Origin of the sequence: Mycolicibacterium wolinskyi str. Jessa 2025 (genome assembly GCF_049241375.1) — a bacterium.
Taxonomy (GTDB): Bacteria; Actinomycetota; Actinomycetes; order Mycobacteriales; family Mycobacteriaceae; genus Mycobacterium; species Mycobacterium wolinskyi.
This window is the reverse complement of sequence record NZ_CP185960.1, coordinates 1,599,152-1,614,436: the sequence shown is the minus strand read 5'-3', so window position 1 is coordinate 1,614,436 and position 15,285 is coordinate 1,599,152. Positions and strand designations below refer to the sequence as shown.

Sequence of the window (15,285 nt, the reverse complement as noted above, 5' to 3'; positions counted from 1 at the left end):
TCCGGGCGTCCGCGGCCGACGGTGATCTTCAACGGTGGATACGACTCGACACTCGAGGAGTCCTACGTCGCGCTCGCCGCCGGAGCACTCGCCCGCGGGTACAACGTGCTGGCGTTCGACGGACCCGGACAGGGTGCGGCGTTACGCGAGCAGGGCCTGACCTTCCGGCCGGACTGGGAGGCCGTGCTGACCCCGGTGGTCGACTTCGCACTCACCCGCCCGGAGATCGCACCCGACGCGATCGCGCTCTTCGGCTACAGCCTCGGCGGTTACCTGGCGGCCCGCGCGGCCGCCTTCGAGACCAGGCTCGCCGCGGTGATCCTCAACGACGGCGTCTACGACTTCTACGGAGCGTTGGCCAACATGATGCCGCCGTTCCTCATCGACTGGATCGAACAGGGCCGCGACGAGGCCGCCGACGCGGTCATCGGACTGTTGATGGCGGTGAACACCCAAACCCGCTGGGCGGTGCGAAACGGTCTGTGGGCCTTGGGAATCGACACAATTCCCGATCTGGCGCGGGCCTTCAAGGCCTACACGATCGCCGACGTCGCCGCCAAGATCACCACCCCGACGCTCGTGCTCGACGCCGAGAACGACCAGTTCTTCAAGGGGCAGCCCGAACAGGCCGCCGCGGCGATGGTCAACGCGAAGACCACCCTGGTGACGCTCCATGAGGCCGACGGCGCCGGCGAGCACTGCCATATGGGTGCGGCGTCCCGCGCGAATCAGGTCATGTTCGACTGGCTCGATGCCGAGCTACACCGGGCAGTTGCCCCCGGTGAACAGATCGCAGGTGGTCTGTAGGCCGTTGAGTACACCGGCCGGGATGGCGGAGATGAAGTCGGTGACGCTGATGGCGCGCAACGAGGTGAGATCTCTGGCTCGTTGGGAGCCGATCACCACCGCGACTGCGTCGCCCTCCGGCGTGGTGATGGTGAACGAGTCGCCGCCGTCGCCGTATTGCCCCGCGCAGTCACTCTCGCATTCCCCGGTGGTGGGATCGATTTTCTCGTCGAACATGTCGTTGATCCATCCGGCGGACAGCTCGCGGACGGCCAGCGGGTTCTGCGGTTGCGGGAATCCGGCGATGACGTAGGCGGCGACCTGGATGAGCGGGTTACCGCCTTGCATGGGATCCATGTGCACGCCGTCTTCGAGCACCACACCGGTGAACTGGCCCGGGCGGGCCTCCGACAGCTGATCGTTGACGTCGCTGAACACGTTGAGGTAGTTCAGCGGTGCGCCGATCTCGTAGATCGGGATGTAGTCGTTGGGGTCGTCGTCGCTGGGGTCGAGGGTTCCGTTCGTCTCCAGCTCATCCAACCGCCCCATGGCGTCGGGCACGATCGAGCCCATCGGCACCGCGTCGTAAATCACCGCGCCCGCAAGGTCATTGGGCGCGTCTTCGCCGGCCTGACGCCGCGCGATCAACCCCTCCGCGTAGTACCCGGCAACCCCGGGCGCGAAGCCGCCGCCCAACGAGTGACCGACGAGGACGAACTGCGTCGGCACGTCGACGTCGCCGGTGCGGCCCGCCTTCAACTCCGCGGTGTCCATGCTGGCGTTGAGGGCCGTGCGCTCCGGATCGAGGAACAGCTGAGCGACCGCCTCGTGCAGGTTGTCGCCGCCCAGCCACATGCCGTCGGCCTCGAATGGGTTCGATGTGAACGTCGTGGTGACGACGATGCTGTTGGTCTGGTGGGCCAGATACGACGCGGTATAGCTGTAGATCGGCCCGTTCGCCAGGAATCCGTGCTGCAGATAGATCATCCGGGTCGGCGCTGGTTCGCCCTCCGCGGTATTCGGGAAATACCAATTGGATTCGACTTCATGGCCTTCGGAGACGACGAGCGTGGACGTGCTGACCTCGACGTCGTCGCGCAGCGCCGGCGGCACCACCGGGTCGCCGCCGACGGCGCGTTCCAGCGTGGCCAGCGTGTCGAACACGACGTCGCCGATCGCCGACAACGGCTTCGGATAGTTCTGCGGCTCGGGATTGAGCACCAACGCCCCGAGACTGCGGATTACGTCGTGAATGGTCTCGACGGGATCGTGCGGCGTCGGGGTGGCCGACTCCAAGGCGTTGCGCTGCGTCTTGCCGACCGGGATATCGCGTTGGTCGGCAACGTGTTCCGGTGGCGTGGCCGCCGAACTGATGTCCTCCGACCGCGCGGCAAGCGCCGACCGAAGACTGATCGGAGGCCGGACCCGGACTTCGGCGGTGCGCGGGGTATTCGCTGTGACGTTGGTGGTCGCATCCTCGACGGCTTCGCGAGCGGCGTCACCGATGTCGCGTACCGCGTTCCGAACGTCGCGGGTGGAATCCTGAATCGCGTTGCGTACCTTCGTCCGAACCGCTTCACCGACCGGACGCGCCGGCCGCTCGGACTTCTCGGTCCGGGTTTTCTGTTGTTCGGTGTCGTCGGCCTTGTCTGCGGTCGCGGTGTCGGCCGCTTCGGATTTCGCCCGCTGTTTCACCGAGCGGGTGTTGCTGCGGTTGGGCCGTTGATTCTCGTTCTGCGACGACGACGGCTTCGCCTCCTGCTTCGGTCCGCCGTCCTCATCGGCGTTCGCGGTTCCCGCCCCGGCGAGCACGGCCGCCGACAACCCCGCCGTGAAAACTCCAGCACCAACCCACGCTGCTAATCGTGTCATTCCCCCGCCCCCTTGCGTGTCGAACTTTAGCGACGCTAACGGATGCGACCGGGGTTGCGGGCGAGTTTCGACGAGATCAGTTGGTGTGCACCAGCGTCGTCGATTCGGGAGAGAATGGAGCCACCAGGTTGGGGGGCGGTGTGGCGTACACGGTGTCGAAGGTTCGCAATTCGAAACCAGACTTGCTGAACGCTGCCTCTCGGGATGCCGAGCAGTCGGCGTTGCGGGTCGACGCGCAGATCACCCAGGGGCGCGAGCAGATGGACACGCTGCGTGAGGACTGGATCGGCACCGCGTCGGACGCCGCCGGCAAGCAGTACGGCGAGCTCATCGGCTATCAGCAGACCTACCGCGACCAGTTGCGGGCGCTCAAAAAGGTGCTCGCAGAGCGAGGCCCGAAGCTCGTCGAATTGCGGTCCCAGTTGGACACCGCGGTCAACGACGCCGAGGGTAGATGGGATGTCGCCGACGACGGCTCGGTGTCGCCCGGCTTCTGGTTGGCGTGGTATGTGTTCACCAGCCCCGCGGAGGCGTTGAGGATCGAGGCTATGCGGATCGAGATCGAGTGCAACATCAAATTGCTGCTGGCTCAGTTCGAGGCCGAAGACCTCGCCACGGGCAACGCGATCCGCCAGATCGGCAGGGAGCTGGCATGACACAGCCGACCACCATGACGGTGGTGATTGACGACCTGCGTGCCACCTCCGGGGTGATGAACAACATCGCGAGCGGGTTCTACAACGACGGTGGCGGGCCGATCCTCAAGAGTGTCACGAGCGCGGACACCGAACTCGACAGCACGAAGGCCTGCGGCGAGGTGGGTGACATCCTGCTGGCCTATGCGCAGACCCTCGGCGACGGTGTGTCCGAGCACGCCGGCAAGCTGAGCGCCGCCGCCGGCCACTACGAACGAGGCGACACCGCGGCCGCCGAATCGATCGACTTCGATCCGCCCGAGGAACGCGAACTCGAAGTCGGAGACGATCCCGGCGAACCGGGATACGACCCGGTCAACGAGTACGAGCAGGCACTGCAGAATGCGGGTCTGCTCAACGGCCCGAGCTCGGGCATGTACCGCGAATGGCTTCAGAACGCCGCCGACAACGACGTGCCCCCGGAGACGATCGTCGAGATCGCCCGCCAGCAGAACATCTCGCCGGCGAGCTTCGATGTGCTCAACGGCCTGGAACGCGTCACCAACGACAACCAGAATGACGATCCCAAGGACGACACCGACTACTTCATGTTGCCCGAGAATGTCACTGCGGAGCAGGCGCGTCAGGCGGCGCTGATGACCTACATCTTCAACGCGGGCACCGGGTACGGGTCCTCGCGAGGCAACGCCAACAACGACTTCGCGGAGACGCCCTACTCAGCGGCGGAGGTGCAGCGGATCAAGGACCGTCAGGAAGCCAACAGCTGGAGCTACGACTTACTCGAACGGGCGACCGGAACATTCGCCGCCACACCGAACGGCATGGTGATGGGCGTCGGCGGCGAGTTAATTCAGCAGACCGTCAGCGCACAAGCCGGCACATGTGTCGGCGATGTCTTCGCAGTCAACATGGACCATCCGCCCGGTGGCGCCGCTGAGGAGCTGCGCAAGATCATCCAAACGGGAACGCCCGCATGGCAGTCCGACGATGGAAAGGTCCATCGGAACGTGGATCTCGACCTCGACCGAGTCCTGCACCACGAGGAGCGGCACTCTCAGCAATGGGCCCAAAAGGGTTTTCTGAAATTTGTGCAGGAGTACTTCACACCGACCGGCGCCGAACACAATCCGTTCGAGACCAACGCCGGCGCCGGCGACGGCGGGTACCACTGATGCTCCGTCGTGTTGGCGCGCTCCTGGCGATCACCGCAGCGATCGTCTCATCGACCGGTTGTGGACCATTCCGGCAAGAGAATCCGATGGAAACCTCACTGCCGTCCGCCAAGTTTGGTCTGCGCGTCACCGACGGTGAGTTGCGTTTCTGGACCGGGGCGCCATGTCCCGGCACCACTGGGGTCACCCTCGAGTTCTCGAATCCACAGACCGACGATGCCACCCTCGAGCTGTCCACGCCGTCCTACGACGAAGGGCTCATGCCCGGAGTCGAGCTCGAGCACTTAACCCTCGACGGGCCCTATCCCGGCTTCAGCGTCAAGCAGCCCCTGCCACAGGGATTCGATTGGCACACCGCACAGCGTCTGGATCTGCTCATCTACGGACCCCCGCACTCACAGGGCATCGGGATCGATTTCGCCCCGATCGCCACCGAGATCAGCGAGCATTCGGCCGAGCACCCTGAGGACACCTACTACTTCCCCGACATCGGCTGGCTCAGCCCCGCAGAGGTCGCCGCGAAAGACGGCAAAGAGTTCATGACCGTCTGCACACCCGACCCTGCCGGGGACGAGGCCGTTGCGGCGACCGTCGGGGTCCGCGTCACCGATGGGACGCTCCGATTCTGGACGGGCACACCATGTCCGTTCGACTCCGGTGTGGTCCTTACCTTCCAACCCGGGCAGGTCGAGACGACCCTGAAAAACACCGAGCTGGACCCCGACTTCGAACACCTCAATCTCGGCGAGCCGGCTCCGCAGTTCACAGTCACTCGCCCACTGCCGAACGACTTCGACTGGCGCACGGCCAAATCGGTCCTCTTCCGGCTTGTCAAGACCGATACGGCAACCAATCGCGCCAACCAACTTGTGTGGAGCAAGACCACCGAATTGGCCACTCCGATCGCCGAGTCCGCACAACATCCCGCCGACACCTATTACTTCGAGGGTCACGGCTGGCTCAGCCCCGCAGAGGTCGCTGCGAAGGACGGATCAATTCAGACCATCTGCGACAAGTAGCGTCCCAGGAATCGCTAGAGCCGGCCGGCCGTGAAATCAGCTGCCTGCGCGACCTTTCCGGACTGCACATAGGACACATGGGCGCCCATGTCCCAGCCGCCTTCCCAACAGATCGGGTCGCCCTGGTTGCACTGGTCGATGGAGTTGCCGGCGAATTGCGGCGCCAGCGTCGGTAGCGCCCTTCCGGCGAGCATGTTGGCGAATCCGGTGCGCGGGGTACCGAACAGCGCCGTCGCTGCCACCCGATCGGCGACCTGGGGAGACGCCTCGTTGGTGGCCAGTTCGATGACCGCAGCCCCCTGCGAGTAGCCACCGAGCACGATCTTCGTGTTCGGACAGTCGGCGGCGATGGACTCGATGAGGGATCGCGCAGCGTCGACACCGGCCGGCGTGCTGACGTTGAAGTCATTGCTCGCCGGGTACTCGACCGCGGCCGCGTCGACCGTGCGCGGTGCGACCCGCGCACGCAGGTCCTCGACGAACGGACCACCGACACTCCCCAAGCCAGGCGGCTCGTTGGTGCCGCGCGCGAACACCACCTCGACATCGGCGCATGGCGCAGCTGAGGCCGGCGCAGGTGTAACGGTCGGAGCAGCTGCAGCCAATGCCGCGAACACCAAAATCCATGCGGGCTTGATCGTCATACCGACCGATCGTAGGAGCCCCACGCTGACGGGACCGGTTTGAGCCGGGTCACGAGGCCAGCGAGTTGCCCTCTCGCGGCGTCGAGGTCGACCCGCCCCGGATCCGTGGCCGCAGGCCGTAGTCGTCTGGGCGGAGCGCGATGTCGCCGTAGCTTGCGAGGTCTTGTTCGGTGCCCAGGGTGAGCTCGACCGCGGTCTTGGCCTGGAAGAGCGCGATCACCGCCTGCTGATGATGTTCGGTGCCGAAGGACGTGAGAGCCAGCGTGAGCTTCCGGTCGACGTACTCCACCGACTTCTGCAGTTCCGAATCGGCCGGCTCAGCGGGGCGGGCATCGGTGCGCTGAGCCGTTTCCTCGCCGAGTCTGCTGTACCAGCGGTGCCCGAGCGCGCCGAGAACGCCTGCGCACACCGGCACCACCGCGACCGTGCACAGCACACCCAGAGCGTTGTCGAGCGCGATGGCGCCGGAGATTCCGAGGAGTAACGCGAGCAGCGTGAGCGAGGACAGCTTGCCCGCTGTGGGCACCGCTTCGAACCGACGCCACATTTTCGCGACACTGATCGCGCCATACCGAGCAGCGGTCGCAACGAACCCCGCGACGCCGGCCATGGCCTTGAGCACGCGGCGGCCGATGTCGTCGACCTGCTTGCGGTTGATCGGCGGCTTCGGCATCGACCACGTGCGCTGCTGATTCGACGGAGCGTGCCCCGCCTGTTGCTCAGCCGACGTTTCGACGGTCGGTTCCACGCCAGTCACATTTGCCTCAGCAGACACATGCGTATCATCACTCACTTAGCTCGGATGCTTGCGCTGGCGCGCCGATAGCCGACACAGCTGTCGTACCTTTGACCCGATGCGGATCGCAGTGGTGGAGGACGACGACGGCGTCGGTGAGGCGCTGGTCGACGCGCTCGCCGAGGTCGGCCACTCGCCGGTCCGGATGCGCCGCGGCGCCGACCTTCTGCTCGGCCATCGCGACGTCGACCTCGTCCTGCTCGACCTCGGCCTGCCAGACGCCGACGGGCTGACCGTCCTTCGGCAGCTGCGGGCGGTCAGCCAGATCCCCGTAGTGGTGCTGACCGCCCGCGACGACGAGCGGTCGGTGGTCCGAGCCCTGCGCGGTGGCGCCGACGACTACGTCGTCAAACCCGCACGCCTCGGCGAACTGCGCGCCCGCATCGAGGTCGTCGCGCGCAGGCGGATGGCAGCCGCCGACGAGGAGCCCGACACGGTCGAGTCCGGCGACATCGTCGTCGACCTCAATGCCCGGCGGGTCGAAGTCGGCGGCGAGGAAATCTCGCTCGCGCCCAAAGAGTTCGAGGTGTTGGCCTACCTCGTGGCCCGCCGGGGCGAGGCGGTCAGCAGGCAGGAAATGATGGACGCGATCTGGGGCGACGCCTACGTGGCGATCTCCCGCAGTCTCGACGTGCACATGACGTCGCTGCGCGCCAAGCTCGGCCGGCCGGAGGCCATCACGACCATCCGCGGATACGGCTACCGGTGGAGCACATGACATGTGGCGGCGTGTTCTGCTGGTCCTCGTCATCTACTCCGCGATCGCCGTCCTCGGCCTCGCGATTCCACTGGCAGCGACCCTCGGCCGAGAACGGCTGCAACGGTTCGGCGAGAACAGATTTGCCGCCGCCTCACACTTCGCCGACCTGGCTTCGCGGCGGGATGGCTACCAGGACGTCGATCTCCAGCAGGCGGTGGACCGCTACTACGCGCTCTATGGCGAGCCCGTTGTCATCGTCGACAGGAGCGGCAATCCACGGGCATCGGCAGGTCCGGGCACCAACTCACCAGACGTCGCGGGCGCCGTCTCCGAGGCCCTCCGCAATCAGCGCAGCCGCGTTCCGGGCACCCTGACTCCGTGGTCGCCCGCACAGGTACTGATCGCCGTACCTGTCGGAACCGGCACACAGGTCGACGGCGCCGTCGTGCTGGCCGCCTCGACCGCCGCCGCCAAAGGCGACGTGACCCGCGCGTGGCTGATGATCGTCGCCGGAGCGGCCGCATTGCTGGCCGTGGCATCATTGATCGCTCTTGCGCTGTCGCGGTGGACGATCCGACCGCTGACCGAGCTCGCCGCACGAGTATCCTCCCTTGGCCATCGCGTACTCGATCACGCGCCCGCGTCTGGCGACCATGACAATGGACAGCCCGCCACCGTGGGTAGATACGCCGGCCCGCAGGAGGTCCGGAGGCTTTCGGCCGTCTTCGACGCCATGGCCCGTGATGTGGAAGCCGCCGCCGCCGCCCAGCGTCGGCTGGTCGCCGACTCGGCACATGCACTGCGAAACCCGCTGGCGGCGCTACGGATTCGACTCGACACCCTCGGCATGGCACTGCCGGAATCCTCGGCTGCCGCGCACCGCAAGGCAGCGGCGGAAGTCGATCGGCTCGAAGGCATCGTCGCCGACCTACTCGCGTTGGCCACCGCCGAGACTCGTCCCGACCCCGACGGCGAGATCCGCAGCGCCGACGTGAGGGCCGCGATCGCCGATCGCCACGAGTTCTGGTCGGCTGCCTTGGCCGAAGCCGGCATCGAAGCCGGCGTCACCGACGAATCTGATGACCCGCTGTACGCAACCATCCCCGACCGCGACCTCACCCAGATCCTCGACATCGCCCTGAGCAACGCGGTGAAATACGCAGGCGCAGGCGCCCACGTCGATCTCGGCGCCCGACGCATCGGCGACGACATCGTGGTGTGGGTCGAGGACAACGGTCGCGGGGTCTCCGAGCAGGATCTTCCGTTGATCTCGACGCGCTTCTACCGCGCCGCCAACACCGTCGGACAGGGCACCGGGCTCGGGCTGTCCATCGCTCGGGCACTCACCGAACGTGCGGGCGGGGTGTTCGGCGTCGGCCCCGGCCGCAGCGGCGGTCTACGCATCGACCTGCGGCTACCGGCTGCCGATCGCGACGAACGGCTTTCGTCCTAAGGGAGTGTTAGGAATCGCGCCCGAGCCTTCCTAAGACCCTGTGACTGCTACCACAGTGTCCTTGCGACGGCGATGTCGGCGACTCCGGTTCCGCCACATCCCCGTCGCGGACAAGGAGAAAGCAGCCATGACCAGTTCGGCCATCCGCGAGCCGCTCGACGGCGGCGCCGGGTCGACGACACCCGTGTCGTCCCCGGCAGCCACCCGCCGCGCGATCTTCAACACGTTGCGCGGGTCCTCGGGCAACCTCGTCGAGTGGTACGACGTGTACGTCTACACGGTCTTCGCCACCTACTTCGAAAGCCAGTTCTTCGACTCCGCGGACAAGAACTCGACCGTCTACGTCTACGCGATCTTCGCGGTCACCTTCCTGATGCGTCCGGTCGGTTCGTGGTTCTTCGGCCGTTTCGCCGACCGCCGGGGCCGTCGTGCGGCGTTGACGTTCAGCGTGTCGCTGATGGCTGCGTGCTCACTGGTGATCGCGTTGACGCCGGGCAGGGAGAGCATCGGCGTGTGGGCCGCGGTCATCCTGGTGCTGTGCCGCCTGGTACAGGGTTTCGCCACCGGCGGGGAGTACGGAGCGTCGGCGACATACATGTCGGAGGCGGCGACCCGCGAGCGGCGCGGATTCTTCTCCTCTTTCCAATACGTCACGCTCGTCGGCGGTCACGTCCTGGCGCAGCTGACCCTGCTCGTGATGCAGGTGTTCCTCGATCGGGAACAGATTCAGGAGTTCGGTTGGCGCATCGCCTTTTTCATCGGCGGTGTAGCCGCGGTGGTGGTGTTCTGGCTGCGGCGCAGCATGGACGAGTCGTTGACCCGCGAACAGCTCGATGCGGTACGGCGCGGCGAGGACGACGGCTCGGGCTCGATGAAAGAGTTGGTGGTACATCACTGGCGGGCCCTGCTCACGTGCTTCGCCGTCACCATCGGCGGCACCATCGCGTTCTACACCTACAGCGTCAATGCCCCGGCGATCGTCAAGTCCACCTACGAAGACCACGGCATGACGGCGACGTGGATCAATCTCATCGGGTTGACCTTCCTGATGGTGATCCAGCCGATCGGCGGATTGATCAGCGACAAGGTGGGCCGCAAGCCGGTACTGCTGTTCTTCGGGTTCGGAGCGGTGGTCTACACCTACGTACTCATCACCGTCCTGCCCCAAACCACCTCGGTGGCAATGTCTCTCACGCTGGTGTGCGTCGGCTACGTGATCCTGACCGGATACACCTCGATCAACGCCATCGTCAAGGCAGAGCTGTTCCCGTCGCACGTACGGGCCCTCGGAGTGGGTCTGGGCTACGCGCTGGCGAATTCGGCCTTCGGTGGCACCGCGCCGCTGATCTACCAGGCGGCCAAGAACGGTGGTCACGTTCCGTGGTTCATCGGTTACGTCACCGTCGTCATCGCGGTATCGCTGTTCGTCTACCTGTTCGTGTTGAAGAACAAGTCCGAGACGGCGCTCGATCGCGAACAGGGCCGCGCGTTCGTGTGACGTTCTAGGCTTGCCGACTGTGTCGTCGATGTCCCGAAGGTCTGTCCTCCGGGGCATCGCGATGCTGTCGGCCGGCGTGTCGATCGCGTCCTGCCGCACCGGGGACGACGCCCCGGTACGTCTCGCGGCGGGCGAGCAGGGCGGCTTCTTCTGGGAGTTCTCCGGTCTGCTCGCCGCGGCAGGCGCCCGATCGGCGACCGCGCGCATCGAACCACTGCAGACCAACGGGTCAGCCGACAACATCGAGGCTTTGAGATCGGGACGTGCCGAGCTCGCGATGAGTCTGCTCGACACCGCGCAGGACAGTCCCGACGCCGACGCGCTGACGGCGGTCGGCCGCGTCTACGAGAACTACTTTCAGGTCGCCGTGCGCGACGACTCCCCCATCACGTCGCCGTTGGACCTCCGGGGACGCGTCGTCAGCGTCGGTGCACCTGGTTCAGGGGCGACGTCGCTGTCGCAGCGCGTGCTCGACGCTGCCGGTCTGGCCGAGCCGGGCGCTGTTCGCCAAGTGCAACAGACGATGAGCGACGCCGCGGCCGCCCTCGTCGCAGGCGACATCGACGCGGCCATGTGGGCAGGAGGCCTGCCCACCCCCGCCTTCGACGAGTTGAGTGTCGGCATCCGACTCCTCGACCTCGCAGCGGTGGTGCCCATACTGCGACAGACGCACGGGACCACCTACGAGCCGGTGTCGGTGCCGCCCGACGTGTACGGTCACCACCCCGCGGTGGTCACCGTGGGGGTCGCCAATCTGCTATTGGCCCGCCGCGATGTCCCCGACCACATCGTCGCCGCCATCGTCGATCTCCTTCTCGACGACCCGTCATCACTCGTCCCGACACAGGCCATCGGAAGCCAATTCCTCGACGCCCAATCACTCATCCAAACCGGGCCTATCCCACTGCATCCCGGGGCGGCCGCCGAGTATCGGCGCAGGCACGGTTGAGACGGAACGGAATGGTGTCTCAGTGACGTACTCCGACCGGCACGATCATGACTGCCCTGCCCGCACGTCGGGCCTCGGCCGTGTTCACGTGCGCAACACTGGCCCGCAATCGTGACCGCTCGGCATAGAACGGCACGACGACACGGCGCTGGGCCGTGTTGACGATGTGGTCGATGAGGATGTCGCTCATCATCGAAGGGTGGTAATCGCGTCCGTAGGTCTGTTTGAGGACCTTCTCGAGCGCGATCCGGTTCACCTCCGCTTCGCCCTCGCCGAAGAACAGTTCTTCCATACCCTTGCGGATCCACGTGTTGCTCAGCTGAGTCCCGGATCCCGTCTGCCCGAGTTGAATCTGCCACGAACTGCCTTCCCGAACGTACTTGCATTCGATCACCCAGAACGTGACCTGATCGCCGTTCCGTGACACGCCGAGGAGATCGATGCCGTTGCCCGACTCGTTGTGAATGCCCGGGACGACGCGCATCTTCGGCAGTCCATTGCCCGCGAAGTCGCCGCGTTGCAATGCCTCGGCGACCGCGAGCTCGAAATCGGAACCGGAGAAGCCCGCCAGGCCGGGCGCCAACTGCGGAAGCGGCGGTAACGGAGGCATCGGCGGTTCCGGCTCGCGCTGAACCATCTTCTGCGCCACCGGCTTCTTCCCCGCGACGACGCTGAACGCACTTGCCAGGTCGATTGATGCGGCGCTGCCACCGATGCCGACGCCGACGTCCTGTGCCATCCCGCCACCCTCCATGACCAACGAAACGGTCACGCCCAGTGCGGCTTCCGCGACGGCGGGTGCGCAGCCGGCGGCCTTGGCCAGGTAGTCGCGCGTGGCCGACACCGGGTCGGCGAGGTCGGCGTGGCTGGCCCAACTTTGGGCCTGCGCTACGACACTGTCACGCCAAGCCGCGAGCCGCGTCAGCGCAGGCCCCTCGCCCAGCATTGTCGCCGTCATCTCCCACGATGGCAGTCGCTTGACCGTCTCCGCGGGCCCGAGCACGTCGAGGGCCTGTTGGATGAGCTGTTGGCGCTGCGCGGTCGGCTGCTTGTCGATCGTAATGAGGCGCTCCCGGATCCCGGGCGCGTCCAGGGTGTTCACCCCGGACGCGAGATACTCGGAAATCCTTCGTCCACTGGGGCTTTCGGCGCCGACCAGGTCCCGCAGTTCCTCTGCAGGGCGGTTGGTCTTGTGGACGGTCGGCCCGACGCCCTCTTTGTCGATCGCCTCGGCGATCAGCGCGCGTTGTTCGTTCTCGGGCAGGGTTTTTATCTTCGCCAGGCGTTCGGTGAGCCTCAGCCCGGCCATGACGGCGGACACCGCTCCGGTGATGCCCGCGCCGATGGCCGCGTTGGCGATGCTGGTCTTGAGGATGTGGGCGAGCCCGCGGTCGCCGCCCTGCGCCCACGTCTCGTTGTGCACCGACGCCTCCACGGCCGTCGAGAGGGCGCCGGTCACGGCGTTTTCGAGCATTTTCTTGCCGGTATCGGCAGCGAACGTGCGGAACGACGCGGGAGCCGCGGCGCGGGCGGCATCCGTCGCGGCCTCCTTCAGCGCACCTGTGGCGACCCCGGCGGTGACGACGCCGGCGATCACGTTGAGCGCGCCGTCCACGGCGCCGGCGACGAAAGCGCCCGCGCCGTCGTCACCGATGACGTCGAATCGGTCGCCCATCACCACCTTCTTGGTCACGACCTTCGCCATCGCGGAAGCCACCGCTGCCCGGGCGATCGCCGCCACCGCCATCTCGACGCTCGCACCGCCGGTCGCGAGTCCGAGAATCAGCCCGACCGCGGCACTGACGACGGCGTCGACCGTGGCCTCCAGTTCGTCGCGGTAGCGAACGAACGCACGCAGCGAACCTTCGGTCGCCGCTGCGAGTTTGGCGATCTCGGCAAGCTGCTTCTCGTCGAGTGGCTTACCCGCGGCTTGTGCCCGAGCGACCGCCGCCTGTAGTTCACGGTTCTCGTCCGCCACGGCGTCGGCGGCGTTGGTCACCGAGCCAACCCCGCTGCTCGTTTCACGGCCGACGGCGTCATTGAGCCACTTCGCCTTCTCCAGCGGCGCCATATCCGGTGGCGCAAGCGCCATGAGCACCTTGTTCGCGTTGGCAGTGCCCTGCCCGCGGACCTTGGACATGAACGCCGCATCGCGAGACAGCTCACGCCGCGTCGTGCCGTCGGTGAAATTGTTGATGATATGCACGAGATAGTCGGTGTTGCCCGGGTTCGCGAAGGTCCACTCGATGCGCGCCTTGGGGTCGGCGAAGACCTGGCTGTCGAGCCAACCCTTCTCGGCGGCAACGCAATACGTGCTGACGAACTGATTCAAGGGCGACTTGACGTCGCGATAGCCGTTCTTGAACCGTTCCCACTGTGGCGGTGTCGACATCTTGAGCACGTCGAACACGCTGCCGCTGCCGGTGCCACCCGCCTTCTGCAGTTCCTGAACGAGCGGGTCGGCGAGGATGCCGGCTCCCCCGATCCCGACCATTGCCTTCAGCCTGTTCAAGTCCTCCTCGCCGAGACCGCCGAAGAAGTCCTTGATGCCCTTCAGCTCGCCCTCGCCGCGGAGACCGGCCTCCACGGCCGTCTTCACCGGGCCGAAATCGGTGAGCGCGCCGAGGACCTGCCAGATGATCTCGGGTGCGGACTTGACGCCCGACGTGCAGATCTTGATGACCTTGACGGCACGCTCGGCCGGTGAGCGGTTGCCCTCCAACAGTGCGGCCGCGACGTCCCGATCCTTGAAAACCGTTGACATCTCACGGTTCAAGTTGTCGGCGAGTTCCTCACCGTACGAGGCCTTGTACTGGGCCTTGATGGTCTCAACCTTCGGGTCCTGCACGAGCGCGCCGATGAGCATCTGCGATTCATTGATGAACCGACCCGCGACGGCGATGCGGGCCCGGTCCGCCGGCCGCAAACTGCCGTACGCGAGCAGAGCCTTGGCCTTGGTGAAGTGCCAGTCCAGCGACAGCGACGCCCGCTCCATCTGTGTGATCACCGCACCGGCGATGGTGCTCGAATTGCCATCGGGCAGCTTCTCGTTGCGGTTGCCGTACTTCGACGAGTAGCTCGCCGAGAAGTCTGTCTCTGCCTCCTTGAAGGAGCCACGGAGCTGGGTCAGGACCGTCTCCATGGTGGTCAGGTCCACTCCCCACCCGGATATGGTGAAGTAAATCTTGTCGGCGGCCCGCAATCCACCGTGCTCCAGATACACCTGGCCGCGGATAGCATCGTTCCCGCCAAGCTTCTCGAGATCCTTGATCAGGTCACGCTTCTTGCTGTCGGCGTACTTCTGCTTGAGCTCTGCGCCCTTTCCTTTCTGCAACAGCAGTGTCTGCAGCACGCTCTCGACGGGCACGACGTTCTTCAACACCAACGCTTCGTGGAGATCGGTTACCGCCGCGTCGAGGTCACCGGGTTTGGCCAGCCGCTGGACATGGGCGATGCCGTTCTGCGCGGGCGTTGACGTGGTGGTGGTTTGCAGCCATGACGCCATCGCCGCGTTGCCCACCAGCCGCTGCAGATCTTGCACTGCGTCCTGGGAGGGCATGGGCCGCTTGGGAATCGGCCGCTTGCGCGGCAACCGTGGGGCCGCACCTGGACGGTCTGATTGAACCTTCTCGCTGCGAGCAACGCGTTGGTTCACGCCACGACTTCCTTCCCGGGGCCACTCACAGTATGAGTTGCTCACCGGGTTGGTCGCGACGTCGCGAGGCGCGCCAAAGGGGTAA

At 66.0% G+C, this 15,285-nt stretch carries 12 protein-coding genes; 8 read left to right on the top strand and 4 right to left on the bottom strand.

All coding sequences use genetic code 11. The annotated features are described in order from the left end of the window. Positions 1-21 precede the first annotated feature (21 nt). Positions 22-807 carry an alpha/beta hydrolase family protein gene (locus ACOI2T_RS08090; protein WP_409503363.1) on the top strand — a complete coding sequence of 262 codons (786 nt, stop codon included), beginning with the start codon at positions 22-24 and terminating at the stop codon, positions 805-807. On the opposite strand, the gene ACOI2T_RS08085 is transcribed toward ACOI2T_RS08090, so the two are convergent. Further along, positions 760-2,658: a hypothetical protein gene (locus tag ACOI2T_RS08085; protein ID WP_409503364.1), complete on the bottom strand. Its 1,899-nt coding sequence runs from the start codon at positions 2,656-2,658 to the stop codon at positions 760-762. The two genes, ACOI2T_RS08090 and ACOI2T_RS08085, sit on opposite strands and share 48 nt — an antisense overlap. Positions 2,659-2,840: 182 nt before the next feature. Here ACOI2T_RS08085 and ACOI2T_RS08080 point away from each other — a divergent pair, with 182 nt between their 5' ends. The 3 genes from ACOI2T_RS08080 (at position 2,841) to ACOI2T_RS08070 (ending at position 5,505) form a co-directional block, all read left to right on the top strand. After that, positions 2,841-3,314 carry a hypothetical protein gene (locus ACOI2T_RS08080; RefSeq protein ID WP_409503365.1) on the top strand — a complete coding sequence of 158 codons (474 nt, stop codon included), beginning with the start codon at positions 2,841-2,843 and terminating at the stop codon, positions 3,312-3,314. Continuing rightward, the gene (locus tag ACOI2T_RS08075) at positions 3,311-4,486 is read left to right on the top strand and encodes an ESX-1 secretion-associated protein (RefSeq protein WP_409503366.1); all 1,176 of its coding nucleotides are present in this window, start codon (positions 3,311-3,313) and stop codon (positions 4,484-4,486) included. Before ACOI2T_RS08080 ends, ACOI2T_RS08075 begins: the two co-directional genes overlap by 4 nt. Before the next feature lie 86 nt (positions 4,487-4,572). Beyond that, positions 4,573-5,505, top strand: a complete 933-nt coding sequence (locus ACOI2T_RS08070) for a hypothetical protein (protein ID WP_409503367.1) — start codon at positions 4,573-4,575, stop codon at positions 5,503-5,505. A 14-nt stretch (positions 5,506-5,519) separates the two neighbouring features. On the opposite strand, the gene ACOI2T_RS08065 is transcribed toward ACOI2T_RS08070, so the two are convergent. Then, positions 5,520-6,149, bottom strand: a complete 630-nt coding sequence (locus tag ACOI2T_RS08065) for a cutinase family protein (protein WP_409503368.1) — start codon at positions 6,147-6,149, stop codon at positions 5,520-5,522. A gap of 49 nt (positions 6,150-6,198) precedes the next feature. Next, positions 6,199-6,897 (bottom strand): hypothetical protein, encoded by a 699-nt coding sequence (locus ACOI2T_RS08060; RefSeq protein ID WP_409503369.1) that lies wholly within the window; start codon positions 6,895-6,897, stop codon positions 6,199-6,201. A gap of 106 nt (positions 6,898-7,003) precedes the next feature. Here ACOI2T_RS08060 and ACOI2T_RS08055 point away from each other — a divergent pair, with 106 nt between their 5' ends. The 4 genes from ACOI2T_RS08055 (at position 7,004) to ACOI2T_RS08040 (ending at position 11,545) form a co-directional block, all read left to right on the top strand. Continuing rightward, positions 7,004-7,663: a response regulator transcription factor gene (locus ACOI2T_RS08055; RefSeq protein ID WP_409503370.1), complete on the top strand. Its 660-nt coding sequence runs from the start codon at positions 7,004-7,006 to the stop codon at positions 7,661-7,663. Between the two features lies 1 nt (position 7,664). Beyond that, positions 7,665-9,098 carry a sensor histidine kinase gene (locus ACOI2T_RS08050; protein ID WP_409503371.1) on the top strand — a complete coding sequence of 478 codons (1,434 nt, stop codon included), beginning with the start codon at positions 7,665-7,667 and terminating at the stop codon, positions 9,096-9,098. Between the two features lie 127 nt (positions 9,099-9,225). Then, the gene (locus ACOI2T_RS08045; RefSeq protein WP_409503372.1) at positions 9,226-10,596 is read left to right on the top strand and encodes an MFS transporter; all 1,371 of its coding nucleotides are present in this window, start codon (positions 9,226-9,228) and stop codon (positions 10,594-10,596) included. Positions 10,597-10,624: 28 nt separating this feature from the next. Then, positions 10,625-11,545, top strand: a complete 921-nt coding sequence (locus ACOI2T_RS08040) for a TAXI family TRAP transporter solute-binding subunit (protein ID WP_409503373.1) — start codon at positions 10,625-10,627, stop codon at positions 11,543-11,545. Between the two features lie 19 nt (positions 11,546-11,564). On the opposite strand, the gene ACOI2T_RS08035 is transcribed toward ACOI2T_RS08040, so the two are convergent. Further along, on the bottom strand, positions 11,565-15,104 hold the full coding sequence (locus ACOI2T_RS08035; RefSeq protein ID WP_409503374.1) for a hypothetical protein: 3,540 nt from the start codon (positions 15,102-15,104) through the stop codon (positions 11,565-11,567). Positions 15,105-15,285 lie beyond the last annotated feature (181 nt).

Bases quoted from the DNA above. Each gene is read 5' to 3' on its own strand.
- ACOI2T_RS08085 (WP_409503364.1), bottom strand. From the start codon at position 2,658: ATGACACGATTAGCAGCGTGGGTTGGTGCTGGAGTTTTCACGGCGGGG.
- ACOI2T_RS08075 (WP_409503366.1), top strand. From the start codon at position 3,311: ATGACACAGCCGACCACCATGACGGTGGTGATTGACGACCTGCGTGCC.
- ACOI2T_RS08070 (WP_409503367.1), top strand. From the start codon at position 4,573: ATGGAAACCTCACTGCCGTCCGCCAAGTTTGGTCTGCGCGTCACCGAC.
- ACOI2T_RS08065 (WP_409503368.1), bottom strand. From the start codon at position 6,149: ATGACGATCAAGCCCGCATGGATTTTGGTGTTCGCGGCATTGGCTGCA.
- ACOI2T_RS08055 (WP_409503370.1), top strand. From the start codon at position 7,004: ATGCGGATCGCAGTGGTGGAGGACGACGACGGCGTCGGTGAGGCGCTG.
- ACOI2T_RS08050 (WP_409503371.1), top strand. From the start codon at position 7,665: ATGTGGCGGCGTGTTCTGCTGGTCCTCGTCATCTACTCCGCGATCGCC.
- ACOI2T_RS08045 (WP_409503372.1), top strand. From the start codon at position 9,226: ATGACCAGTTCGGCCATCCGCGAGCCGCTCGACGGCGGCGCCGGGTCG.
- ACOI2T_RS08040 (WP_409503373.1), top strand. From the start codon at position 10,625: ATGTCCCGAAGGTCTGTCCTCCGGGGCATCGCGATGCTGTCGGCCGGC.
- ACOI2T_RS08035 (WP_409503374.1), bottom strand. From the start codon at position 15,104: ATGCCCTCCCAGGACGCAGTGCAAGATCTGCAGCGGCTGGTGGGCAAC.